Origin of the sequence: Pseudomonas sp. P867, assembly GCF_019891455.1 — a bacterium.
Classification (GTDB): Bacteria; Pseudomonadota; Gammaproteobacteria; order Pseudomonadales; family Pseudomonadaceae; genus Aquipseudomonas; species Aquipseudomonas synxantha_A.
In genome coordinates this window covers 40,729-63,887 of the sequence record NZ_JAFLXB010000006.1, presented here as the reverse complement: position 1 = coordinate 63,887, position 23,159 = coordinate 40,729, and the positions used below count along the sequence as shown (strand labels likewise).

Genomic DNA, 23,159 nt, shown 5'->3' with positions numbered 1-23,159 from the left:
GCCGGAACAGCCACTCTCATCATTGCGGCCTGGCTTGCTCGGCCTCTGGCTCATCCTCCTGCGCCACACGCTTGGGCAACAACACCTGCTGTGGATAAGTCTGCGCGAAGTGCACCTCATCACAGTTATCCACAAGCTTCTTCAAGCGCTGATTGAATGCCCGGCTCACCGCATATTGCCCACCCGATACCGTTCGGAATTGCGCCGTGAGCACCACGCCATTGAGGTCTATCTTGTCCACGCCGAACACTTCCAGCGGCCCTTGCAGGTTGTACTTGAGGAACACGTCGTCACGAATCGACTGGCCTGCTTCACGGATCAGCTCCACGGCCTTGTCCACGTCGGTGTCGTAGGTGAACTGCACCGAGAAGAACGCATAGGCGAATTGGCGCGACTGGTTGGTGACCGCCTTGATCTGCCCGAACGGTACCGAATGCACAAAGCCCTTGCCGTCGCGCAGGCGCAGGGTGCGGATGGTCAGGCCCTCGACGGTACCGGCGTGGCCGGAATCGAGCACCACCCAGTCGCCGATGGAGAGCGTGTCTTCGATGATGATGAACAGGCCGGTGATCACGTCCTGCACCAACTGCTGGGAGCCAAAACCAATCGCCAGGCCGACCACCCCCGCACCCGCGAGTAACGGCGCGACGTTGATACCCAGATTGGCCATGGTGGTGATCGCACAGATAACCACCAGAATGATTTTCACCGCATTACGCAGCAGCGGCAGGATGGTTTTGACCCGCGTACTGGGCTGGCGGCTGGAGCGTTTGTTCACCGGGGGCTTGAGCGCTTCCTGAATCGCCGTATCGAGCACCACCCAGAACAGCCACGTCATCAGCAGGATCAGGCCGATACTGCTGAGCGAATCGCTGATCGCCCGGCCCACTGAGTTGCGTTGGGCGAACTCAAACAGCGACACGCCCCAGATACGCCCCAGTATCTCGATAAAAGCGATGGCCATCACAATGCGCAATATCGCGTGCAACAGGCTGAGAAAGCGCTCCTTGTAGGCACTGCTGCGCTGTATCGCCACTTGGCTGCGCGACTTGAACAAGTGTTGCAGCACCGTGCTGAGAAATACCGTGCCGATCAGCAGGATGGTGGTCAACAAGGCGCAGCGCAGGGCCTTTTGATTATCGTCGCCGGCACCGATCAAGTTGATCGCCGAGACCAGTACCATCAACAGGATCGGCCAATACCACAGCCCGGAAAATACCCGCAGCGATTGCTGCAACGCCGGATGCTTAAGGCGCTGCGCCAACGGCCGGTTACGAATCAAATGCGCCACCGGGCGACGCAGGCGAACCACCAGCACACCGAAGATCACTGTCGCGAACAGCCCGGTAAACACCGCAACGCTGCTGGTGATGTTGCCGCCCAGCTGCCGGGCGATCTGCGGGCTGGTGAGCGCGTCGCTGAGGGCGGCAAGAAAGCCGATCAGGAACAGCGGTTTGGGGCAATAGTCGCGAATGATCTGCACCGCCGGGCGCTTGTGACCGACATTGAACATGACGATCACGCACAGCAGCATGGAGGTGGAAAAGATGCCGCTACTGGTGGCGTAGGCAAAACACAGCGCCAGTGCCCGTCCTACGGAAGAGGCGAGAAAATGGCTGACATACAGCGTCAATGGCAGGCAGATAACCGCAGGGATGGTGTAAGGCACCACATACCCCAGCACGCCCAGCAAGCGTGCCCGCCGGCGAAAAAAGGCGCGCAGGCTCAAGCGCCGCACGATAAAGCGCCCCAGTAACGTCAGCAGCGCAAAAGCACCCACCCAAACGGCGGATAACAGCAGGAAATCCCCGGCCACACTCCACGGCGAGCGTGCGGCGGTCTGGTCGACCAGCCGCCCGACTTCATTCGCGGCCCGGTCGGCCCGCAGGCGCCACTCGTCGATAAAGTTCTGGTTCAGATCGAGCTTCTGCTGCACATCATCAATGCTGGAACTGATGGCCCCGAGCAGGCCGCCCTCCACCAGCAACTCGGGCTTGGCCGCCGCGTCGGACTCAGGCGCGGTGGCAGCAGCTTGCAATGCGCCGCTGCCGCAGAACAGCAGCGCCCCTAGCAGTAATGCAGTCTTTAAATTCAGCAAAACAGCGGGCTCCTTCAGAAGGGTCTGTAAGGAACTGACGGGTTTGAGCCTTGATCGTTCCCTGTGTTTGCGGGCATGTGATTCAAATTGCGGGAGGGGGCTTGCTCCCGATAGCAGGCTGTCAGTCAACAACTTCATGACTGATGCACCGCTATCGGGGGCAAGTCCCCTCCCACATTTCGCACCCCGTACCGTCTGTAGGAACGTGGAAACTTTCAGCCAAATATCGCAGTCATCCCATAACGCACCCCACCTCCACAGGAGCAACCATGGCGGCGATTCATATCGGCATTTCCGGCTGGCGCTACACGCCCTGGCGCGGGGACTTCTACCCCGACGGGCTGACCCAGAAACGCGAGTTGCAGTTTGCGTCACGCGCCGTGAGCAGCATTGAAATCAACGGTTCTTTCTATGCGCTGCAAACCCCCAAGCGCTATGCGCAGTGGTACGCCGATACGCCTGAGGGATTCATGTTCAGCGTCAAGGCGCCACGCTATGTCACGCATATCCTGCGCTTGCGCGAGGTGCACAAGCCCATGGCCAATTTCTTCGCCTCCGGGGTACTGGAGCTCAAAGAAAAACTCGGCCCCATCCTTTGGCAGTTCCCGCCCAGCTTCAAATTCGACGTCGCACTGTTCGAAGCCTTCCTGGCCGATTTACCCACCAACACCCAACAGGCCGCCGCCCTCGCCCGCCAGCACGAGCCGCGCCTGAACGGCAAGGCAAGCATGAAAGCCTATGGCAAAAAACCCTTGCGCCATGCCGTGGAAATTCGCCACATGAGCTTTGCGGTACCGGAGTTTGTGCAGCTGCTGGACAAGTACGGTGTTGCCCTCGTAGTGGCTGACACCGCCGGCAAGTGGCCCTATATCGAAGACGTCACCGCCAACTTCATGTACCTACGATTACACGGCGACAAGCAGCTCTACGCCAGTGGCTATACCGATGAAGCGCTCAAACGCTGGGGTGACCGTATCGAGCGCTGGGCGCACGGCAAACAACCGGCGGATGCGCACCTTGTCGCCCCGCAACGCAAACCCCGCGTGCGTAAACAGCGTGACGTGTTCTGCTTTTTCGACAATGACATCAAGGTGCGCGCGCCTTTCGATGCGCGCCATTTGTTACAGCGCTTCGGGCTGGACAAGCACCTGCTCACGGCACCCGGGCAGTTGCCGGAACCGGGAGTGTTGCCATGACTCACCCCGAGCTGATCCCCGTGCCCCCCACCACCGCCATCACGCGTTTTACCGTGCTGACGGTGAATATCCATAAAGGCTTCACCGCCCTGAATCGACGCTTCATCCTGCCCGAACTGCGCGAAGCGGTGCGCAGCGTCGGTGCCGATATGGTGTTCCTGCAAGAGATCCACGGCACCCACGAGCGCCATCCCCAGCGCTATAGCGACTGGCCGAAGATGCCGCAGTACGAATTTCTCGCCGACAGCATCTGGCCGCAGTTTGCCTATGGTCGCAATGCGGTCTACCCCCATGGCGACCATGGCAACGCGCTGCTGTCAAAATTCCAGATCATTCGTTACGACAACCTCGACATCTCCCAAAGCGGCCATGAGAACCGCGGCCTGCTGCATTGCGTACTGCGCCTGCCGGGCGGCGAACGCGAGGTGCATGCCATCTGCATCCACCTGGGCTTGCGCGAGGTACATCGCCAACAGCAACTGCGCTTGCTTGAGCAGCGTATTGGCCAGATCCCGGCGGATGCGCCCCTGGTGGTCGCCGGCGATTTCAATGACTGGCGGCAAAAGGCCGACCTGAGTCAAAGCGGCCTGCAGGAGGTGTTCATCCACGCCCACGGCAAGCCTGCGCGTACGTTCCCGGCACGCCTGCCGTTACTGCCGCTGGATCGCATCTATGTGCGCAACCTGACCATCCACAACCCGCGCGTGCTCACTACGCGGCCGTGGTCGCACCTGTCAGACCATGTGCCCCTGTCGGTGGAGATTGAGTTATGAGCATTGCGGTAGAACATATCGCCACCGACCAGCCGCCGGATGACAGCAAGGCCCGCGACCTGGACTACGGCTGGCAGAGCGGCAATCGTGTGCAATTGCTGGAAAATGGCGAGGCCTATTTTCCCGCGGTGTTCGAGGCCATGCGCGACGCCCAGCGGGAAATCCTGCTGGAGACCTTCATCCTCTTTGAAGACAAGGTCGGTCATGAGCTGCAAGGCATTCTCATCGAAGCGGCGCAACGCGGGGTCAAGGTAGTGGTCAGCCTTGACGGTTTCGGCTGCGGCGAACTGAGCCCGGCCTTTCTGCGCGCACTGGCTGAAGCCGGCGTGATCGTGCAGATGTTTGACCCGGCATCCAAAACCCTCGGCATTCGCACCAACTGGTTTCGTCGCCTGCACCGCAAGATCGTGGTGGTGGACGCTAGCGTGGCGTTTATCGGCGGGATCAATTTTTCCGCTGATCACCTGGGGGACTTCGGCCCCGAAGCCAAGCAGGATTACGCGGTACAGATCATCGGCCCGGCAGTGGCCGACTTGCACCATTTCGCCCTCGCCCAAAGTGGCCGCCAGGTGCGCGCCCGTAGAGGTTGGCGCCGACGCCAGCAACGGCCTTCGCCATGGGCAGACGAGCACGGCGACGGGATGGTGCGCCTGATTTATCGCGACAATATCCAGCATCGCGACGACATCGAAGAAGCCTATATCCACGCCTTGAGCCAGGCCCGGCAGCGGGTGGTAATTGCCAATGCCTATTTCTTCCCCGGCTATCGCTTGCTGCGCGAGATTCGTAACGCAGCGCGCCGGGGCGTGCAGGTGCAGTTGATCATGCAAGGCCAGCCCGACGTGCTGCTGGCCAAGCTGGCGGCGCGCATGCTCTACGACTATCTGCTCAAGGATGGCGTGGTGATTCACGAGTACTGCCAACGCCCGTTGCACGGCAAAGTGGCGCTGGTGGACGACGAATGGAGCACCGTGGGCTCAAGCAATCTCGACCCGCTGAGCCTGGCGCTGAACCTGGAAGCCAACGTGCTGATTCGTGACCGCGCCTTCAACCAGCAGCTGTACCAGAGCCTGGAAGCCCTGGCACGAGACCATTGCCAGACCATGCCGGCCAAGCGCAAGCCGCGCCTGTGGTTGTGGCGCCTGACCGTGGGGTTTCTGGTGTTCCATGTCATGCGCCACTTTCCCGCGCTGGCGAGTTGGTTGCCGGCACACAAGCCGCGCTTGAAACCCATTGAGAGTCCGGCCCATGACGTCTGAGAAAAACGGCTCACGGTTCCAGCGCTGGAAGAAGCCCCTGACCATTGCGTTCTTCCTGCTGCTGATCGTGCTCTTCACCCTGCTTGCCCGGCGCATCGACTGGAGCGAAGTGCTGCAGACGTTGAGCGACTTCAAAGTCAGCACATTGCTGATCGCCGGCGCCCTGACGCTGTGCAGTTTTATCGTGTACGCCTGCTTCGATCTGATCGGCCGGACCTACATTCGCCAGCCTCTGCGCTGGAAGCAGATCCTGCCGGTGGGCATTATCAGTTATGCGTTCAACCTCAATCTGAGCGCCTGGGTCGGCGGCATCGCCATGCGTTACCGGCTGTATTCGCGATTGGGGGTAAGCACCAGCAATATCGCCAAGATCCTCGGCCTGAGCCTGGCCACCAATTGGTTCGGCTATATGGCCTTGGCCGGGGTAGTGTTCAGCAGCGGGCTGGTCACCTTGCCACCGGGTTGGAAGCTCAGCACCGGCGCTCTGCAAGGTGTGGGCGTGTTGCTGGTGATCGCGAGCCTGGGTTACCTGGCGGCGTGCCGGTTTTCGAAAAAACGTGCGTGGTCGATCCGCGGCATCGAGATCAATTTGCCGTCGCTGCGCATGGCCTGCCTGCAACTGGCCCTGGGCGCCTTGAACTGGTCACTCATGGCAGCGGTTATTTTTACCTTGCTGCCCGCCAAACTCGATTACCCGCTGGTATTGGGCGTATTGCTGATCAGCGCGATTGCCGGTGTGGTCACCCATATACCCGCCGGGCTTGGGGTGTTGGAGGCAGTGTTTATCGGGTTGTTGCAGCATGAGGCGTCGCGCGGGAGTCTGCTGGCCGGGTTGATCGCGTATCGGGCAATCTACTTTATTTGCCCATTGCTGATTGCGTTGGTGATGTACCTGGGGGTGGAGGCCAAGGCCAAGGCGTTGCGGGTGAAGAAGACACCCGCTTAACGTCTATCGGGATTGGATAATGCTCAACCGCTCACCCACTACCATTTCGGTAATCCAGTCCACCAGGATCGAGGTATAGGCCTGTTGCGACACCGGGTCGCTCAAGGCATGGTCCGCGCCGTCGATGATGCGGTGGGTCAGGGAGTGAGTCTGCTGGCACGCCGCGCGATAACTCATGATGGTGGCATGGGGCACATGGTCGTCGGTTTCCGATTCCACAATCAGCACATCACCGGTAAATTGCGCGCAGGCGTGCAGGGCACGGTTGGTTTCGGCACGTACCAACGTGCCGCGGTAATCCATCAGGTCGGCTTTATCCAGCTCACGCTTGGGCTTGAGCCATTCCTGGTCGCGGTACAGCGCGGGCACCCGCAGCGCCAGCCAACGCACGGGGCGCAACGAAGTGAGAATTGCCGCCAGGTATCCGCCATAGCTGGTGCCCACCACCGCCACTGCCGAGGTGTCGATGGCCGGGTGGGACAGCAGCCGGTCGTAGGCGGCCAGCAGGTCGCGCAGATTGTCTTCGCGGGTGACGCGCGATAAGGGAATGCCGGTGCCGGCGTGCCCCCGCAGGTCGAAGGTCAGGCATACACAACCCAGCCCCGCGATGCCTTTGGCGCGTTCCAGGTCGCGCTCCTGGCTGCCGCCCCAACCGTGCACAAACAATACGCCGGGCACTTTGGACTTGGGGCTGAGGAATGTCCCACTCATCTGTTCATCATCTACATCGATACTGATGCTCTCGCTTCTAGCCGTCATAAGATTGAACCGTCACATACTTGAGAAGAAAGTCGCTGTTTTCGGCCGGGCCTCGGTACACCTCAATGGCATCCGCCGGCAGCGCTTGATCCACGTAGGTTTCCACCGAGGACACGCGGATGGCCTTGAGGCTCGGGTTGTTGATGAAACTCTGCAGCGCCGCGACTTCCGCGCTGCTGGCCCCGCCCATGCGCCAGGACTGTTCGAGCACGCCGCTACGGCGCTGGCCGTTACTGTCCAGGCCCTGGGCGATGTCGTAATTGCGCCGCGAGGCGTAGAACCCCGGGTAGGCTTCGTCGGCAGCATTATCGAAAACCCGGGCGTGCTCGATGGCTTGCCGCACATCGTCAGGCAGGGCCAATTGCAGCAAGTCTTCATAGTAGCCGGGCACGACCAGCAGGTTGGATCCGCCGTAGACCTCCTCGCCCTGCCCGTCCCGGGTCAGGTATTGCTCGCCGCAATAGCTGAATACGTGCTCACCGATAAAGCTCTGGCCCACGCTGTGGGTAACCACGTCGTGCAGGTCTTGTTCCAGCACCACGCCGGCGCTGAACAACTTTGCGGCGTCAGGACGCGCCACTATCGCGTCGAACTCATCGAGACTGTGGATAACTTCCTGGCCCCGTCCAGCACAGGCGTGCACCGGTTTCATACGGATCGGGCCACTATAGAGCAAGCGCGCGGCGGCGGGCTTGGCGTCTTCCAGGGCGAACACACTCAAGCCATCCAACACAACGTCGCGTACGCGCTCGCAGAAGATCGGCGACCAACCTTCAGGTGCCTTTGCTTCAGGGCTCAACAGGCCGTGGCTGATCGCTTTGGTACAAATGAAATCGTGATCGACATAGCCCCCCCACAAATCTTCCGGCCCTCTGACGTCAAGCTTCAACGCCAGGGCGGGACCGACCAGAGTTTGCGTGGGTAGCAGGTACAGCTCGCGACCGGCGTGCATCTGGGGGTCGTAACTGCCACCGAACTTGAGCCCCAATATCTGCGCCAGCCAGCGGGCCAATGCGCGGTTGGTTTCAACCTCATGCAATGGCGCACCTTCGCGCGTCGAGTGTGCGACCACCAATTTGTTGCGATTTGTCGGGGTCATGCGTCCCCCTTGGCTATCCCGCCATGTGTGTGGTGGGAAAGTTGCAGGGATCAGGCCAACGCGGCTTTGTGAGGGATGTTTATCAAATCAATGAGTTGCACTAAAAGCGATGGCAGTTAGCCTGCTCTATTCTGCACGACGATGCCCCAACCCCCCTGCGTTCTGCACGATTCAAACGCCAAACCGGGTGCGGTAGTCGCTGGGGGTCAAGCCAGTAATCTTCTTGAAGAGTGCACGAAAAGCGCTGGGGTCCTGATAACCCACGGTCCAGGCGATGTGGTCGATCGTGCCGTTGGTGAACTCCAGCATCTGCCGCGCCTTGCCGACCCGCAGATGCTGGCAGTACTCGGTGGGTTTAAGCCCCGTCGCACTGCGAAAACGGCGCAAAAACGTGCGCTCTTCCAGGTTTGCCGCCTGCGCCATCGCCGCCACCGAAACATCCACTGCGCCACTGGCTTGCAGCCAATGCTGGACCTTCAGGATCGCACTGTCGCCATGCCTGAGGATCGGCGCAAAGTTGCTTCCGCACTGGCGGGCACTGTCGCTGTGTTCGATCACCAGAAAACGCGCAGTGTCGGCGGCGACACTGGGCCCCATCAGCCGGTCGACCAGGCGCAGGCCCAGTTCGGACCAAGCCATCAGCCCGGCGGTGGTGATCAGGTCGCCGTCATCGACGATGGGTTTATCCGCTTCCAGGCGCACTGCCGGGTAACGGGCCGCGAAGGACTCCGAGGACGACCAGTGAGCGGTGGCGCTGCGCCCATCCAACAGACCGCTACGCGCCAACATGATCGAGCCGATGCACACACCGCCAAGCACCGTGCCGGCAGCATGCTGCTGGCGGATCCACTCCAGCAGTACGGGCGGCGCCTGGTCTTCGGTGAACTCGCCAATCGACGGCGGTACCAGCAGAGCCATCATCGATTGGGCCGGCGCTGGGTGGCTGTCGAACACGCGCGCAGGCGTGCCGTGGGCGTCTACCTGCCAGTGGCTGACCCGCAGCAGCGGCAGTTGCGCAGATTGGTACTCGGCGGCGATGCGATTGGCGACCCCGAACAGGTCGGTCAGGCCATGCACGGCGGCCAGTTGCGCGCCCTGATAGATCAATACACCCAGTTCGAGCGTCGCGCGTTCCACGGCCATTGTCAGTTTTCCCCCTGTTATTGTCGGTGCGCCCAATTCTCAACCTCGGCGCCAGCTAAGATACTGGGCCCATCAACCCATCAGGAGGCAACATACATGGCCAAGCAAGCGCTCATCCTAATCGATATCCAGAACGACTACTTCCCTCAGGGCAAGTGGCCGCTTGACGGCGTAGAAGCCGCGGCGGACAGGGCGGCGCAGGTGCTACAGGCATTTCGACAGGCAGGCGATGCGGTGATTCATGTACGCCATGAGTTTGAAGGCGACGACGCGCCGTTCTTCACGCCCGGCTCCGACGGCGCCCGCTTGCACGACAAGGTGTTGAACGAGGGTGATGAACCGGTAGTGCTCAAGCATTTTGTGAATGCGTTTCGCCAAACCAACCTGCGCGAATTGCTGGAGCAGCGCAGCATCACCGATCTGGTGGTGGTCGGCAGCATGAGTCATATGTGTGTGGACGCCGTGGTGCGGGCGGCGGCGGACCTGGGCTATAAGGTCACGGTGATCCATGACGCTTGCGCTACTCGCGATCAGGAGTTCAACGGCCAGGTGATTCCAGCGGCGCAGGTGCATGGGGCGTACATGGCATCCCTGGCATTTGGCTATGCGGGCGTCATGTCGGCGCAGGAATACCTGCAGGCGCAAACGGCGGCCGCGTGACCGCCACTTACGCCGATCACTTTAGCGTGTCGCGATGATGAACAGACGCGGAAAGGGCAGCAACACAGTGCCATCGGCCAGGGCTGGATAAGCCTGGGCAATTCGCGCCTGGTATTGCTGCAGGAAGGCGGCCTTTTCATCGTCGGTCAACGGCGCAAGAAAGGGCCGCAATGCCGACGCCTTGAACCACTCCACCACCGCCGCATGATCCGCCAACGGGTGCTGATAGGTAGTGCGCCACACATCCACCGTACTGCAGTGCTTACTCAGCAACTCGTAGTAGTAACTCGCGGTGTGCCGCTCATTGTGTTTGACCGCGCCGATCTTCGCCGACCATGGGCCGTCGGCCGCCACTTCGCGGGCCAACCGGTGGGCGGGCTCGTCGAGATTGTCCGGGGTTTGCACCGCCAGCGTACCGCCAGGGTTCAGTTGTTTGACCAAGTGCGGGTATAGCGCGGCGTGGTCGGGCAGCCATTGCAGTGAGGCATTGGCCAGAATCACATCGAATTTTTGTGCTGGATTCCAGGCGCCGATATCTGCCAGTTCGAAGCTCAACGCCGGCAAGCGCTCGCGGGCGTCGGCCAGCATGTCGTCGGAGCTGTCCATGCCGGTGACTCGCGCTAGGGGAAAGCGCTCGGCCAGTACCGCTGTGGAGTTGCCCGGCCCGCAGCCCAAGTCGACGGCAGTGCGCACGTCGGTTTCGGGAATCGCCGCCACCAGGTCACGGACCGGGCGAGTGCGCTGTTGTTCGAACAGGGTGTACTGCTTGGCAGACCAGGTCATCGCTGCTTTCCTTCTTGTCAAAGAGGGCTACAGCCTAAATCTTGTGATCCTTGAGAACAAATGCCGCCAAGTGAGCACGCAACCGATCAAAACGCAGAGGGCTGAGGCTGCCATTGTTGCGCGGTGAGGGGGTTGTCCAGCTCCATCTGTATCAACTGGCCAACGGTTTGCCCGACCTTTTGCACGGCCATCTCGACCTTGCGGGTGGGTGGGTTGGCGAAGTTCAGCCGGATGCAATTACGGTATTTTCCCGCTGCCGAGAAAATATTGCCGTTGGCCACCTGCACATCCTGCGCTTCCAACAGCCGGTTGAGGGCGTAGGTATCGAACTCCCCGGGCAATTCGACCCACAGCGTAAAGCCGCCCTGAGGCTGGCTGACGCGGGTCCCCACCGGGAAATAGCGGTTGACCCACTCACTCATCAGATCGCCGTTGCGCTTGTATTGCTTGCGCATACGCCGCAGGTGCAACTGGTAATTACCCTTGGCGATAAATTCGGCCACGGCCAATTGCGGTTGGGTGACGGTGGCGCCAGAGCCGATGAACTTCATATGCAGCACCTGGGGCAGGTAACGCCCCGGAGCGATCCAGCCGACGCGCAGGCCAGGGGCCACGGTCTTGGAAAACGAACTGCACAACACCACGCGGTTGTCTTCATCGAAGGACTTGAGCGAGCGTGGCCGCGGATAGCGATGCGACAGATCACCGTAGATATCGTCTTCGATGATTGGCACGTCAAAGCGTTGGGCCATGCGGATCAGCTTGAGCTTGCGCTCGTCGGGCATGATGTAGCCCATGGGGTTGTTACAGTTGGCGGTCAATTGGATGACCTTGATCGGCCACTGCTCCAGGGCCATCTCAAGGGCTTCCAGGTTGATGCCGGTCACGGGGTCGCTGGGGATCTCCAGCGCCTTGAGACCGGCCGCCTTGAGGATCTGCATCATCCCGTAATAGCTCGGCGAGGCGATCGCCACGATATCGCCGGGCGCGCAAATCGCACGGATTGCGGTAGACAGGGCTTCCTGACAGCCACTGGTGACAATCAGGTCGGCCGGGGTCAGGCGAACACCCGCATCGATGGACAGCCGGGCGATCTGTTCGCGCAAGGCCAATACACCCTGGATGTGGCTGTATTGCAGGCTGGTGTTGTCGCTGCGCCGGCTGATACGGGCCATGGCGGTCAGCAGCGGCTTGAGGGTCGGCACGCTGATGTCCGGCATACCGCACCCCAGTTGCACGATACCGGCGCCTTGATCGAGGCGTATCAGTTCCTGGACCATGTCCCACTGGGAAATGTCCACCGGCCGCAGGATGGGTCGGCCCATCTGTGGCAAAGGTGCCACGCGCCGGTCCGACGGCACGAAATAGCCCGACTTGGGACGCGATACCGCCAACCCCGAACATTCCAATACACGGTAGGCCTGTTGCACGGTCGTCAGGCTGACGCCGTGCTCATGGCTGAGGGTGCGTACAGATGGCAACCGCTCACCGGGCCCGTACAGGCCCTGCTCGATGCGGCTGCTGATGAATTCGGCGAGGTTCAGGTAAAGAGTCATAGGCCCGACTGTAGCTTCTGATCTGTCGCTTAAGAAGTTACAGATTGGCCTTTTTTTGAAAAATTTTCAGCATAAAACCCCAATCTGTATTCAAAAGATTGAGTTCTGCTGTATCTGCAATACACGTCGTCGCCTTGGGATGATAGGTCCCATAACAGTGCACGAGACCTTTGACAAGGTTGGTACAAAGTAGTCACAAAATAGTAAAGCAGCACTGTACGCACCAAATTTTCAGAAATGCCCTACAAAGCAAGCACCTTACAAACCAACCAGGTGTTTGAATCTGCCCAGCGAATACCAAATGGATCAAGCGCTATGACGACAAGGACGACGCTCACACCGCAGATGGCCGAGTACGAACAGAAATTCACCGATGCCGGTGAAGTTCGATGGCTGCCCTATTTGATGTACTTCCACCCCACTGACCATGCTTCCCCCGTGGTCAATACCGATTCATCCGGCTTTCGCTACTCCGAGTCATTGGGTACCCGCTATTCGGTGGTCGACGGTATCAAGGGTAATGGCCCGGTACGCCTGTTGGCGGGCAGCTCCACCGTGTTCGGCATTGGCGCCAGCGCCGACAGCTGGACCCTTGCTTCGCGCCTCACGAAGAACGATCCCCGTGGCCAGCGCTGGATCAATTTCGGCGGCCGCAGCTTCAACTCTACCCAAGAGCTGGTGCTGTTCACCCTCAACCGGCACCACCTGCCCAAGGTGGATGAAATCGTGCTGTTCTCCGGTTTCAACAACCTTGGCCTGGCACGTCAGCCTCACGCCTATCGGGGCGAGCACGGCGCGTTTTTCAACTGCCATCAGTTTTTCGATGCCTTGACGCCACAGCAGCCGACCGCCAGCAACTGGAGCCTGTCGAATCTGTTCGGCAAGCCTCAGGAGCCCGAGCAACCCACGCCGCCGTCGATGCAGGAACAGATCGACTACGCCGCCAACCTGACCTTGCAGCACCTGGATATCTGGCGCGCCCTGGCCACCGACATGGGTGCGAAGCTGACGTTCATCCTGCAACCGCTCGCCGGCTGGGTCCGCGAGACCGGCAGCCATGAGGAAGAGCAACTGTTTGCCGAACTCGACCAACTCGGTAATTTCACCGAGGTGTATGGCGACATCCTGCAAACCTCGGTGCGCGAAGCCTACGCCCAGCGCTTGCGCGACGGGGCGCGGGCCATGGGGGTGGAGTTTGTCGACATCACGCCATTGCTGGCCGAGGCACTGGGCCCGCAAGACTGGCAGTTCGTCGACCGCATCCATTTCACCGATGCCGGCAACGACCTGGTTTCAAAACTTATTCTCGATGTCACCCGCTAAAAGGACTTGCACATGAAATCCATCAAGAAGTTTTTCCAGCGCCTGTTTGGAAAAAAGAAGAAGAAACCTGACTCCTCCATTTATCCGATGTTCTGACGCGGCACTGGAAGGTAATGGCTATGGATGGCTCGATTCCAACACGCATCCCCGCAGACGACAGGTGGCGCGAACTCTATCGTTTGGCGCTGGAGCCTGAATGTTTCCTGGATACGGAGTACCTCGACACCCTGCTGGGCAAAGACGTCGAGCCGGTGCAGTTGCCGCTGCTGTCACAGCGGATCGATGCGTGGCAGTCGGAACAGGCGTCGGCGTATGCCGGCGCCGCCACCGCCGCCGTCGAACAGCACAACGCTCGCGCTTTTGCCCAGGCATTGGCGGTTTATTCGGCACCGATGGCCTCGGTGCTCGGCTGCTGGCTGCAGGGCCTGAGCGCACCCGGGGTATTTGAAGACCCCGCGCAGCTGCGCCTGATGCAACTGTTTGCCCATGACATCGGCGTCGGCTACCCGAACGCCTCCCGCGGCCATCACTTCAACGCGTTGTTGGGCCAGCTACAGCTGACCACCTACGCCTTGGCGCCGGCGCAATTGGCGACCCTGCCGGACCTGCATGACGACGCGTTCGAACTGCCCGCGCTGTTGCTTGCCCTCAGCCGACGCAGCGATGCCTACGGTGATGAACTCTGCGGTGTCGATTGGGCCTTGCGCGCCGTCGGGCTTTGCCCGGGCTGGGCAGCCATGGGCCAGCTTGAAGGGCTGGCGCTGGAACTCGGCCGGCTGGATCTGAGCGCGTCATTCCCCGGCCTGGAACCGGCTTCGTTGCGCCATATCAGCCAATGGGTCGCGCACCGCATCATCGAGCAGGGCGAAGAGCGCCAGGCCCGTCTGCTACGCGGCGCCAACTGGCTGTTCGGCGCGCTGCAACGCTGGAATGCGCGGCTGTATAACGCCTCGCTGACCGCCACTTCGCCCCAACAGGCCATGGCGCATTTGATGCAGCGTCTGGCGCGGGTGGGCGCGGTGTATCACCAGAGTTACCTGATTGAAGGGCGCAGCCTGGCGCTGTGGATCGAAGAAGCGCAGCGCGACCCGTTGCCCCTGCTGGATGTGCTGTCGCGCAGCCGTTTGATCGTGCCGGGCAACTCGAAAAAAAGCCTGCTGGTCACCAGCCTGGTGGCGCCGACCGGGCGCATGTTCCGCATCTTCAGCGAGGCAGACTTGAGCGTAATTCGCCAGTGGATCGACTGGTTGCCCCAGGCTGGCGCCACGCCGCAACTGCCACGCCAGCCAGTCGACAGCGCCGCCACGGTGCCCCGCCCTGACTCAGCCAGCCCTGCCGACACCGGACACTGGCCCAAGAGCCTGCGCGAAGCCTATTTTGTCTTGCAGGGGCGTGCGCTGCAGCCGGCCACCCGCCAGTTTGCCCATGCCTATGTGAGCCGTTGGCTTGAGCGTTCGCGCCAGTCGCTGAAGACGTCCGAGCGCCAATTGCCCGACCAGTGGGGCCCCAATGTGCTGCGCGCCTGGTTGCTGGACAAGCATGACCAGAACGGCCAACAGTTCGATGACAGCGACCCGGCGCAAATGCCCAGCCGTGAAGAAATCATCGAGTCGACCCTGCAACTGGCGCCGCTGACGCTGATCGACGGTGCGTGGCTGCAAGGCTTTACCGACCTGGGGCTAGCGTCTTCCCACGTGGGCTACACCCTGTTCCAGACCTATTGGGATGAATTGGGCAACGGCATCGAGGCGCTCAATCATCCGAAAATTTATCGCGATGGCCTGCGTGACATGGATTTCGAACTGGCCCCCACCGGTAGCCGTGAATTCGCCGAAGACCCGCGCCTGGACGAAGACTCCTTCCGCCTGCCCGTGTATTGGCTGTGCCTGGGCAAACTGCCGATGACGTTCATGCCCGAAGTGCTCGGCATGAACCTGGCGATGGAGCTGTCCGGCGTGGGCGGCAGCTATCGTTCGGCGCGGCGCTTTTTACGGCACTACGGGTTCAGCACGGCGTTCGTCGACCTGCACAACACCATTGATAACGTGTCCACCGGACATTCGGCCTGGGCTGCCGATGCGATCGATGCGTACATGCGTGCGTTGACCAGTGCCGAGCAGGTCGCCGCGCAATGGCAGCGCGTGCGCGTGGGCTATGAGTCCCTGGCGCCGATGCCAGGCAAATGGGCCTCGATGTTGCGTCGCTTGCGCCTCTCATCGGCCGACCATGTACTCCCGCGCCCAACCCGCACAGCGGCTTCAAAAGGCTATCTGCATCACTTGCCGATCACGCGGCAGGTATTGCTGCAAACCCACGAACAATAACGCCACGAGGAGCAATTATGTCTTTGGTAGAAGTGCATAACGAATGGGACCCCCTCGAGGAAATGATCGTGGGTATTGCCCATGGCGCACGCGTGCCGCGGCCGGACAAGGGCCTGTTCGCCCTCGACTACAGCGAGCACCACGACTCGCCCAATGAGATTCCGTCAGGGCCTTACCCCGAACAACTGGTTGAAGAAGCACAGGAAGACCTGGACGCCTTTGCCGCCTTCCTGGTCGGCCATGGGGTGACCGTGCGCCGGCCCAAAGAGACTTATCACGCGGCACTGTTCGGCACCGGCGACTGGAAGACCGACGGCGAATACAACTACTGCCCAAGGGACGTTCTGCTGCCGATCGGCAAAACCATCATTGAAGCGCCGATGGCCTTGCGCAGCCGTTACTTCGAACCTTTTGCCTACCGCGAACACCTGCAGGCGTACTTCGCCAGCGGCGCCAACTGGATTTCCGCGCCCAAGCCGGAACTGCCCGACAGTACCTACCGGGTCAACCCGCGCGAGGGCTCGATCATCGCCAACGATGAGCCGATTTTCGATGCCGCCAACGTGCTGCGCATGGGCCGCGACATTCTTTACCTGGTGTCGCGCAGCGGTAACCGCATGGGCTACGAGTGGCTCAAGCGCGTGCTCGGCGACCAATACCGCGTGCACGCCCTCAGCGGGTTCTACGACGGTACGCACCTGGACACCACCATCACCCTGGTGCGTCCAGGGCTGGTGGTGTTGAACCCCGAACGCATCGGCAAGGATCAGGTGCCCGAAGTGTTCAAGCACTGGGACATCATCTGGGCCCCCGACATGGTGGACACCGGTTACTGCTGGTCGTACCCGCGTGCCTCTATCTGGCAGGGCATGAACTTCATCATGGTCAACCCGTCGCTGGCGGTGATCAATGACCAGCAAGTGCCGCTGATTCGCGCACTGGAAAAACACGGCATCGATGTGGCACCGCTGAAGATGCGCCACGCGCGCAGTCTGAGCGGCGGTTTCCATTGTGTGTCCGTGGACATTCGTCGACAGGGCACGCTGGAAGATTACCGTTGAGCAGGGCATGACCATGCAGGCACTGGATTACTACTCGATCGTGCTGTTCGTGATTGCCACCTGTGTCACGCCAGGCCCGAACAACGTGATGTTGATGTCGTCCGGGGCCAATTTCGGCATCGGCCGTACCTTGCGCCATGTGGCCGGTATCAACATCGGCTTTCCGCTGATGCTGGTGGCGGTCGGGTTGGGGGCCGGGGCGGTGTTCCGCCAGTACCCGTGGTTGCATGACGGCTTGCAGGTGGTCGGCGCGTTGTACCTGTTGTTCCTGGCGTATCAGATTGCCAGTGCCCCCACCACCGATCTGGGTGACCAATCAGGCAAGCCTTTGGGGTTCACCGCTGCGGCGCTGTTCCAGTGGGTCAACCCGAAAGCCTGGGTGATGGCGGTGGGCGCAGTGCTGGCCTACACCTCGCCCTTGGGCTCGTACACGGTGCAGGTGTTTCTGATTGCGCTGTTGTTTTTTGTATTCGGTTCACCGTGTTCGATGGTCTGGGTGTTTTTCGGGCAGTACCTGCGGCGCTTCCTGACCCAGCCACAACGTTTGAAGGCGTTCAATATCACCATGAGCCTGGTGCTCGTGGTGTCCTTGATCCCGGTTCTACGAAGCCTGCCATTCGCGCAATGGTGGTCTTGATACGCAGAGAAGGTTGCCTACACGCCAGCAGTTCGATTGGCGCAGGCGACTCCATGGATTGGCGGAATGTGATGAGGATGCACAGTTAAATGGCTAATTATGTTTTAGGGATTTCTGCCTTCTACCACGACAGTGCTGCCGCCCTGGTCAAGGACGGCGTGCCCGTCGCTGCCGCCCAGGAAGAGCGCTTCACTCGCGTGCGCCATGACCCGGCGTTCCCGGCCCAGGCGATTGCCTATTGCCTGGACGCCGAGGGCATCAGCCTGGATGACCTGGAGGCGGTGGTTTATTACGAAGACCCCCAGGAAAAATTCTCCCGGGTGATTTCGTCGTTTGCCAGCGGCGGCATCGGCGGCGCACGTACGTTCATCAATGCGATGCCGGAATGGATTCGCTGGAAGTGGAACGTGCTCAAGTTCGTCGACGAGCAACTCGAAATCCTGGGCCGGGGCAAGGCGCCGCGCACCCAGGCTTCCCAGCATCACCGCTCCCACGCGGCGGCGGCGTTTTACCCGTCACCGTTCAAGAACGCGGCGGTGTTGTGCATCGACGGCATCGGCGAATGGCATTCGACCACGATCTGGCACGGCCAGGGCACCAATCTTGAACTGAAAAACTCGATTTCCTACCCCCATTCGGTGGGTTTGCTGTATTCGGCCATGACCTACTATTGCGGGTTCAAGGTCGACTCAGGGGAATACAAGCTGATGGGCCTGGCGCCCTATGGCCAGCCGATCTACGCCGACAAGATTCGCGACGAGCTGATCAATATCCGCGAGGACGGCTCGTTCACCCTGAACATGAAGTACTTCGAGTACCTGCGCGGTGAGCGCATGGTCGGCGAAGCGTTTGAAGAGTTGTTCGGTGGGCCGATCCGTCAACCCGAAAGCCCGATCTCACAGCGCGAGTGCGACCTGGCCGCGTCGATTCAAAAAGTCACCGAGGAAGTGGTGCTTGGCCTGGCCACTGCCGCGGTCAAGCAGACCGGAGAGCGCAATCTGTGCCTGGCCGGTGGCGTAGCCTTGAACTGCGTGGCCAACGGCGTGCTCAGCCGCTCGGGGCGCTTTGATTCGATCTGGATCCAGCCGGCGGCCGGTGATGCCGGTTGCGCCCTGGGGGCGGCGTTGGACTTTGCCGTCAAGCACAGCGGTCGTCCGCACCTGGAAGGTGGCAAGTCTGATGCCATGAGCGGCAGCCTGCTGGGGCCGGGCTTTGGCGACGAAGAAATCGCCCGCTTCCTGCTGGAAAACCACTACCCCTTCACCCGCTATGACGACGCCGGGCTGTATGACCAGGTTGCCAGTCGCCTGGCCGAGGGCGCGGTGGTGGGCTGGTTCCAGGGGCGCATGGAGTTTGGCCCACGAGCCTTGGGCGCGCGTTCGATTCTCGGCGATGCACGCAACCCCGAGATGCAGCGCACCATGAACCTGAAGATCAAATACCGCGAGTCGTTCCGCCCGTTTGCCCCGGCCGTGCTGGCCGAGGACGCCGGCAACTATTTCGATATCTGCGAAAAAAGCCCTTACATGCTGATGGTCGCGCCGGTCACCGACTCGATCAAATCCCAGCAGTCGCGACAAGAAGGCGGCCCGGAGCGCGGGCTGGGCAGTATCAACAATATTCGCTCGCAATTGCCGGCGGTGACCCACGTCGACCTGTCGGCACGGGTGCAAACGGTGACCGAGGAAAACAACGCACCGTTCACCTACCTGCTGCGCAGTTTCAAGGAACGCACGGGGTGCTCGGTGCTGGTCAATACCTCGTTCAACGTGCGCGGTGAGCCCATCGTGTGCAAACCCGAGGAAGCGTACGCCTGCTTCATGCGCACCGAAATGGACGTACTGGTTTTGGGCCGTTACGTGCTGGAACGCCCCGGCCAACCGGCCTTCGTCGAGGCTGTGGACTGGCGCAGCGAGATCCCGCTGGATTGATCCTTACCTTTAACTCAATGGAGCTTTTACCGTGCTGAGATTTCTTGCGTTTCTGATGTTTATCGTCGTGTTGCTGCCCATCGGGCTGACGCGTTCGGTGTTTCACTCTTCCCGTTTCGGCCGGCGCTTTCACCAGGCGCCGACAGCCTGGGATCACGCTGTGAGTAAACGGTAACGCCCATTGCCTGAGGAACTGCGCCCATGTCAAAAGTGATCTACAAGAACCTCAACAGCTCACCGATCCTGGCGGTCGGCGGGAGTGGGGTTTGGCTTGAGGATGCAACGGGCAAACGCTACCTCGACACCTGCGGCGGTGTCGCAGTGTCGAGCCTGGGCCATGGGCACCCGCGGATCGCCGCGGCATTCGAGCGCGAAGCGAAGAAACTGGCCTGGGCCCATGCGGGCAGCTTCACCACCGCTGCCGCCGAGGAGCTCGCTGAGCGCCTGGTGGCAGCCAGTGGCGGCCTGGCGCGTGCGCAGTTCTTGTCCGGCGGCTCGGAGGTGATGGAGCTGGCGATGAAAATCGCTTACCAGTACCAGTGCGAGCGCGGCTTGCCCGACAAATCAGTGTTCATTTCCCGCCAACAGAGCTATCACGGCAGCACACTGGGCACCTTGAGCATCTCCGGCAACCCGCAGCGCCAGTCGGTATTCGGTCGACTATTTGCACCCGCCGAGTTCGTCTCCCCCTGCTACGCCTACCGTGATCAACGGCCCGACGAAAGCCAGGAGCAGTACGCCACGCGCCTGGCCGATGAACTGGACGCCAAGATTCGTAGCCTGGGCAGTGAGAACGTCGCGGCGTTCTTTGCCGAGACCGTAGTGGGCTCCACCAACGGCGCGGTGCCTGCGGTGCCCGGTTATTTTCGCAAGATCAAGGCGGTGTGCGAGCGCCACGATGTGCTGCTGGTCCTTGATGAGGTGATGGCCGGCATGGGGCGTACCGGGCAGCTGTTCGCCTATACCGACGACGGCATCGTGCCCGACATGGTCGCGGTCGGCAAAGGCCTGGCGGCGGGTTACATGCCGATCTCGGCGCTGTTGATCAGTGACCGGGTGCATTCGGTGATGGCCCGTGGCTCGGGTGTACTGGGCAACGGCCAAACCCATGTCAACCACCCGCTGGCCTGCGCCATTGCCCTGGAGGTACAGCAAGTCATCGTCGAAGAAGACCTGCTGACGCAAGTGCGCCAACGGGGTGAGCAACTGCGCACCTGGCTCAGGGAAAGCCTGGCTGACCTGGATATCGTTGGCGATGTGCGCGGGCGCGGATTGTTCGTGGGCGTCGAGTTTGTCGAGAGCCGTTCCACCAAGGCGCCATTCAGAGGCGGCGGCGCCTATGCCGCGGCCCTCAAGCAAGAGGCGCTGCAACGCGGCCTGCTGATTTATCCCGGCAGCGGCACAGTGCAAGGCACACAAGGCAATCATGTGCTGTTCGCACCGCCGTTTATCACCAGCGAAGGGGAACTGGGGCAAATGGTCGAGCGCTTCAATGCAGTGGTCAGGGCTGTCGCCTACTAGCGATCGAGCGGGCTTACCGGGGGACGGTCGTTGTCACCCACATTAGCTGGAAAGGGAGAAATGAAGATGCAGACGATCGAACCATGCAAGGACAAAGTCCTGCTGTCGGTGTGCACTATGGACTGGTGTGATCACGGCGTGGAATTCGCCAAGACCGTGTTCTCCAACCTCGAGGTGTTTTGCTGGGACCCGGGCGATCCCTACCCTTATCACCTGGATGATTGGGAAGGCGACTGGATCATCTCCTACCGTGGCGACTTCATCTTCCCACAGAGCATCTACAAGAATGCCCGCAAAGGCGCGATCAACCTGCACCCGGCGCCCCCCAAATATAGGGGCCTGGGCAGCCAGCATTACGCGATCTACTACAACGATGAAACCTACGGTTCGACCTGCCATCACCTGGCCCCTTCGGTGGACAGCGGGCAGATCATCGATGTGGCGCGCTTCAACGTCGCGCCCGCCGAGACGGCTTCCTCGCTGCGCCTGCACGTGGGCGCCTATTGCCTGCAGCAGTTCATTCACCTGCTCACCGACTACATCCTGCAGGGGCGGCCATTGCCGGTTTCGCCGGAAAATTGGGGCGAGCGCCTGTACAAGCAATCGGAACTCAAGCCCTGGATGGAGAAGATTCGCGCCCAAGAGCCGGATCATCGTTGCTTCAAGTAGCTTTTTTGACCATCACTTCAAGCCGCGGTGGCTTGGGGTGCTCACTGCGCGCTGGCGCCACGGGTATGAGTGCACCTATGTTTGAGTTTTCAAGTTTTGCAGCGGCACTGGGGGTCTACGTGATCGGCACCGCCAGCCCGGGCCCAGGCAACCTGGCCATCGCCAACACCTCCTTGAACTACGGGCGCACACCGGGCCTGGCGCTGGCGGCGGGGGTTATTTCCGGGTCGTTGTGCTGGGGCGCGATGACCGCTGCCGGCGTGTCGGCGCTGTTAATGTCCAACACCCAGATCATCCTGTGGCTGAAGGTGTTCGGCGCCTGCTACCTGTTCTTCCTGGCCTGGAAGTCGGTGCGCAGTGCGCTGGCGCATAACGCCACGACGGTGGCCAAAGCGCGAGCAAAACAGACGCGCAACCTGGGCTTCTATCTACAAGGGTTGGGCATTCACCTGACCAACCCCAAGGCGGCCTTGACCTGGTTCACCGTGACCACAGTGGGGCTGAGCGTCAACGCACCGGCATGGGCGAGTTTTGTGCTGGTGGCGGCCTGTGCGTTGTTGGGTTTCCTGATTTTCTGCACCTACGCCCTGGCGTTTTCCGCCCATTCGGCAGAACCTTTTTTTGCCCGGACCCGCAAGTCCTTCGGGCTGATTTGCGCAGCGTTCTACTCGATGGTTGCCATCGGCTTTCTCAGTTCGTTGCTCTGACTCCAACTTTAAGTGGCCTCCGTACACCTGTAACCGCGAAACCCGAGTGGCAGGTGACGTGCTAAGGCCCGTTCCAGGAAAAAACCATGTCCTTGTCGTTTGATTTGATGCTGGCGTTTGCTTTATTTGCGTTTGTCACGTCCGTCACCCCGGGCCCCAATAACGCCATGCTGCTGGCCTCAGGGGTTAATTTCGGCTTCCAGCGCACCATCCCGCATATCCTGGGCATCAGCTCCGGATTCCTGGTGCTGGTATTGGCGGTGGGGCTTGGGCTGGGCGCGGCGTTTACCGCCTATCCGGTGCTCTACACCATCCTGCGCTACGCGGGTGCGGCTTACTTGCTGTACCTGGCGTGGAACATCGCCCGTTCGGGCCCGGCATCCGAAGACACTGAAGGTAAAGGCAAGCCTCTGGGGTTCTGGGGCGCGGCGGCGTTTCAATGGGTCAATCCCAAGGCGTGGGTGATGGCAATCGGTGCAATCAGCACCTACACACCGTTGCAGGGCTACACCATGAACGTGGTGATCATCGCTACGGTGTTCGCCCTGATCAATGCGCCGAGCGTGGGGGTTTGGGCAGGATTCGGCAGTGTGTTGCGCAACGTGCTGCGCAACCCGCGCTGGTTACGCGTGTTCAACTTCGGCATGGCGGCGTTGCTGGTGATATCGCTGTATCCGTTGCTGCAGCAGACGAGCTGAGTTCCGGCGCTGTATT

The 23,159-nt window shown here is 60.9% G+C and carries 21 protein-coding genes; 15 read left to right on the top strand and 6 right to left on the bottom strand.

Annotated elements, in window-relative coordinates; translation table 11 throughout:
* Positions 1 to 19 precede the first annotated feature (19 nt).
* Positions 20 to 2,098 (bottom strand): mechanosensitive ion channel family protein, encoded by a 2,079-nt coding sequence (locus tag J1G33_RS12975; RefSeq protein ID WP_223018189.1) that lies wholly within the window; start codon positions 2,096 to 2,098, stop codon positions 20 to 22.
* Between the two features lie 269 nt (positions 2,099 to 2,367).
* Between J1G33_RS12975 and J1G33_RS12970 the strand changes: the two genes are divergently transcribed.
* Genes J1G33_RS12970 through J1G33_RS12955 form a run of 4 tightly spaced genes read left to right on the top strand, consistent with a single transcriptional unit; the run spans position 2,368 to position 6,272 of the window.
* Positions 2,368 to 3,294, top strand: a complete 927-nt coding sequence (locus tag J1G33_RS12970) for a DUF72 domain-containing protein (protein WP_032879230.1) — start codon at positions 2,368 to 2,370, stop codon at positions 3,292 to 3,294.
* Entirely contained in the window at positions 3,291 to 4,067 is a 777-nt protein-coding gene (locus tag J1G33_RS12965; RefSeq protein WP_032879229.1) for an endonuclease/exonuclease/phosphatase family protein, read from the top strand. The genes J1G33_RS12970 and J1G33_RS12965 overlap by 4 nt, the downstream gene beginning before the upstream one ends.
* Positions 4,064 to 5,326 carry a cardiolipin synthase ClsB gene (gene clsB, locus J1G33_RS12960; protein WP_032879228.1) on the top strand — a complete coding sequence of 421 codons (1,263 nt, stop codon included), beginning with the start codon at positions 4,064 to 4,066 and terminating at the stop codon, positions 5,324 to 5,326. The genes J1G33_RS12965 and clsB overlap by 4 nt, the downstream gene beginning before the upstream one ends.
* Complete coding sequence (locus tag J1G33_RS12955; RefSeq protein WP_005791882.1) at positions 5,316 to 6,272, top strand: lysylphosphatidylglycerol synthase domain-containing protein; 957 nt, start codon at positions 5,316 to 5,318, stop codon at positions 6,270 to 6,272. Before clsB ends, J1G33_RS12955 begins: the two co-directional genes overlap by 11 nt.
* Before the next feature lie 3 nt (positions 6,273 to 6,275).
* Here the strand turns inward: J1G33_RS12955 and J1G33_RS12950 are convergent, their stop codons facing one another.
* From J1G33_RS12950 to J1G33_RS12940, 3 genes are all read right to left on the bottom strand, one after another.
* Positions 6,276 to 7,031: an alpha/beta fold hydrolase gene (locus J1G33_RS12950; protein ID WP_032879226.1), complete on the bottom strand. Its 756-nt coding sequence runs from the start codon at positions 7,029 to 7,031 to the stop codon at positions 6,276 to 6,278.
* The gene (locus J1G33_RS12945; RefSeq protein ID WP_223018188.1) at positions 7,021 to 8,130 is read right to left on the bottom strand and encodes a DUF3182 family protein; all 1,110 of its coding nucleotides are present in this window, start codon (positions 8,128 to 8,130) and stop codon (positions 7,021 to 7,023) included. The genes J1G33_RS12950 and J1G33_RS12945 overlap by 11 nt, the downstream gene beginning before the upstream one ends.
* Before the next feature lie 171 nt (positions 8,131 to 8,301).
* On the bottom strand, positions 8,302 to 9,273 hold the full coding sequence (locus J1G33_RS12940) for a GlxA family transcriptional regulator (RefSeq protein ID WP_078822455.1): 972 nt from the start codon (positions 9,271 to 9,273) through the stop codon (positions 8,302 to 8,304).
* 96 nt (positions 9,274 to 9,369) lie between these two features.
* Here J1G33_RS12940 and J1G33_RS12935 point away from each other — a divergent pair, with 96 nt between their 5' ends.
* On the top strand, positions 9,370 to 9,933 hold the full coding sequence (locus J1G33_RS12935; RefSeq protein ID WP_032879223.1) for a cysteine hydrolase family protein: 564 nt from the start codon (positions 9,370 to 9,372) through the stop codon (positions 9,931 to 9,933).
* Positions 9,934 to 9,954: 21 nt separating this feature from the next.
* Here the strand turns inward: J1G33_RS12935 and tam are convergent, their stop codons facing one another.
* Together tam and J1G33_RS12925 are read right to left on the bottom strand one after the other, a co-directional pair.
* On the bottom strand, positions 9,955 to 10,716 hold the full coding sequence (gene tam, locus J1G33_RS12930; RefSeq protein WP_223018187.1) for a trans-aconitate 2-methyltransferase: 762 nt from the start codon (positions 10,714 to 10,716) through the stop codon (positions 9,955 to 9,957).
* A gap of 86 nt (positions 10,717 to 10,802) precedes the next feature.
* On the bottom strand, positions 10,803 to 12,272 hold the full coding sequence (locus J1G33_RS12925; protein WP_148853977.1) for a PLP-dependent aminotransferase family protein: 1,470 nt from the start codon (positions 12,270 to 12,272) through the stop codon (positions 10,803 to 10,805).
* A 315-nt stretch (positions 12,273 to 12,587) separates the two neighbouring features.
* Here J1G33_RS12925 and J1G33_RS12920 point away from each other — a divergent pair, with 315 nt between their 5' ends.
* The 10 genes from J1G33_RS12920 (at position 12,588) to J1G33_RS12875 (ending at position 23,143) form a co-directional block, all read left to right on the top strand.
* Complete coding sequence (locus tag J1G33_RS12920) at positions 12,588 to 13,595, top strand: SGNH/GDSL hydrolase family protein (protein ID WP_032879218.1); 1,008 nt, start codon at positions 12,588 to 12,590, stop codon at positions 13,593 to 13,595.
* 119 nt (positions 13,596 to 13,714) lie between these two features.
* Complete coding sequence (locus tag J1G33_RS12915) at positions 13,715 to 15,919, top strand: iron-containing redox enzyme family protein (protein WP_223018186.1); 2,205 nt, start codon at positions 13,715 to 13,717, stop codon at positions 15,917 to 15,919.
* A 17-nt stretch (positions 15,920 to 15,936) separates the two neighbouring features.
* Positions 15,937 to 16,980 (top strand): hypothetical protein, encoded by a 1,044-nt coding sequence (locus tag J1G33_RS12910; RefSeq protein ID WP_005791891.1) that lies wholly within the window; start codon positions 15,937 to 15,939, stop codon positions 16,978 to 16,980.
* A 13-nt stretch (positions 16,981 to 16,993) separates the two neighbouring features.
* The gene (locus J1G33_RS12905) at positions 16,994 to 17,617 is read left to right on the top strand and encodes a LysE family translocator (RefSeq protein ID WP_032881200.1); all 624 of its coding nucleotides are present in this window, start codon (positions 16,994 to 16,996) and stop codon (positions 17,615 to 17,617) included.
* An 89-nt stretch (positions 17,618 to 17,706) separates the two neighbouring features.
* Entirely contained in the window at positions 17,707 to 19,548 is a 1,842-nt protein-coding gene (locus tag J1G33_RS12900) for a carbamoyltransferase (protein WP_005791895.1), read from the top strand.
* A gap of 31 nt (positions 19,549 to 19,579) precedes the next feature.
* Positions 19,580 to 19,723: a hypothetical protein gene (locus tag J1G33_RS12895; protein WP_005791897.1), complete on the top strand. Its 144-nt coding sequence runs from the start codon at positions 19,580 to 19,582 to the stop codon at positions 19,721 to 19,723.
* A 26-nt stretch (positions 19,724 to 19,749) separates the two neighbouring features.
* Positions 19,750 to 21,069, top strand: a complete 1,320-nt coding sequence (locus J1G33_RS12890) for an aspartate aminotransferase family protein (RefSeq protein WP_078822461.1) — start codon at positions 19,750 to 19,752, stop codon at positions 21,067 to 21,069.
* 66 nt (positions 21,070 to 21,135) lie between these two features.
* On the top strand, positions 21,136 to 21,738 hold the full coding sequence (locus J1G33_RS12885; protein WP_005791900.1) for a formyltransferase family protein: 603 nt from the start codon (positions 21,136 to 21,138) through the stop codon (positions 21,736 to 21,738).
* A 77-nt stretch (positions 21,739 to 21,815) separates the two neighbouring features.
* Positions 21,816 to 22,445: a LysE family translocator gene (locus J1G33_RS12880; protein WP_005791901.1), complete on the top strand. Its 630-nt coding sequence runs from the start codon at positions 21,816 to 21,818 to the stop codon at positions 22,443 to 22,445.
* 86 nt (positions 22,446 to 22,531) lie between these two features.
* The gene (locus J1G33_RS12875; protein WP_032879215.1) at positions 22,532 to 23,143 is read left to right on the top strand and encodes a LysE family translocator; all 612 of its coding nucleotides are present in this window, start codon (positions 22,532 to 22,534) and stop codon (positions 23,141 to 23,143) included.
* Positions 23,144 to 23,159 lie beyond the last annotated feature (16 nt).

Bases quoted from the DNA above. Each gene is read 5' to 3' on its own strand.
- J1G33_RS12915 (WP_223018186.1), top strand. From the start codon at position 13,715: ATGGATGGCTCGATTCCAACACGCATCCCCGCAGACGACAGGTGGCGC.
- J1G33_RS12900 (WP_005791895.1), top strand. From the start codon at position 17,707: ATGGCTAATTATGTTTTAGGGATTTCTGCCTTCTACCACGACAGTGCT.
- J1G33_RS12945 (WP_223018188.1), bottom strand. From the start codon at position 8,130: ATGACCCCGACAAATCGCAACAAATTGGTGGTCGCACACTCGACGCGC.
- J1G33_RS12885 (WP_005791900.1), top strand. From the start codon at position 21,136: ATGCAGACGATCGAACCATGCAAGGACAAAGTCCTGCTGTCGGTGTGC.
- J1G33_RS12935 (WP_032879223.1), top strand. From the start codon at position 9,370: ATGGCCAAGCAAGCGCTCATCCTAATCGATATCCAGAACGACTACTTC.
- J1G33_RS12910 (WP_005791891.1), top strand. From the start codon at position 15,937: ATGTCTTTGGTAGAAGTGCATAACGAATGGGACCCCCTCGAGGAAATG.
- J1G33_RS12905 (WP_032881200.1), top strand. From the start codon at position 16,994: ATGCAGGCACTGGATTACTACTCGATCGTGCTGTTCGTGATTGCCACC.
- J1G33_RS12970 (WP_032879230.1), top strand. From the start codon at position 2,368: ATGGCGGCGATTCATATCGGCATTTCCGGCTGGCGCTACACGCCCTGG.
- J1G33_RS12955 (WP_005791882.1), top strand. From the start codon at position 5,316: ATGACGTCTGAGAAAAACGGCTCACGGTTCCAGCGCTGGAAGAAGCCC.
- J1G33_RS12950 (WP_032879226.1), bottom strand. From the start codon at position 7,031: ATGACGGCTAGAAGCGAGAGCATCAGTATCGATGTAGATGATGAACAG.
- J1G33_RS12940 (WP_078822455.1), bottom strand. From the start codon at position 9,273: ATGGCCGTGGAACGCGCGACGCTCGAACTGGGTGTATTGATCTATCAG.
- J1G33_RS12875 (WP_032879215.1), top strand. From the start codon at position 22,532: ATGTCCTTGTCGTTTGATTTGATGCTGGCGTTTGCTTTATTTGCGTTT.
- J1G33_RS12965 (WP_032879229.1), top strand. From the start codon at position 3,291: ATGACTCACCCCGAGCTGATCCCCGTGCCCCCCACCACCGCCATCACG.
- J1G33_RS12890 (WP_078822461.1), top strand. From the start codon at position 19,750: ATGTCAAAAGTGATCTACAAGAACCTCAACAGCTCACCGATCCTGGCG.
- J1G33_RS12880 (WP_005791901.1), top strand. From the start codon at position 21,816: ATGTTTGAGTTTTCAAGTTTTGCAGCGGCACTGGGGGTCTACGTGATC.
- J1G33_RS12925 (WP_148853977.1), bottom strand. From the start codon at position 12,272: ATGACTCTTTACCTGAACCTCGCCGAATTCATCAGCAGCCGCATCGAG.
- clsB (WP_032879228.1), top strand. From the start codon at position 4,064: ATGAGCATTGCGGTAGAACATATCGCCACCGACCAGCCGCCGGATGAC.
- tam (WP_223018187.1), bottom strand. From the start codon at position 10,716: ATGACCTGGTCTGCCAAGCAGTACACCCTGTTCGAACAACAGCGCACT.
- J1G33_RS12920 (WP_032879218.1), top strand. From the start codon at position 12,588: ATGACGACAAGGACGACGCTCACACCGCAGATGGCCGAGTACGAACAG.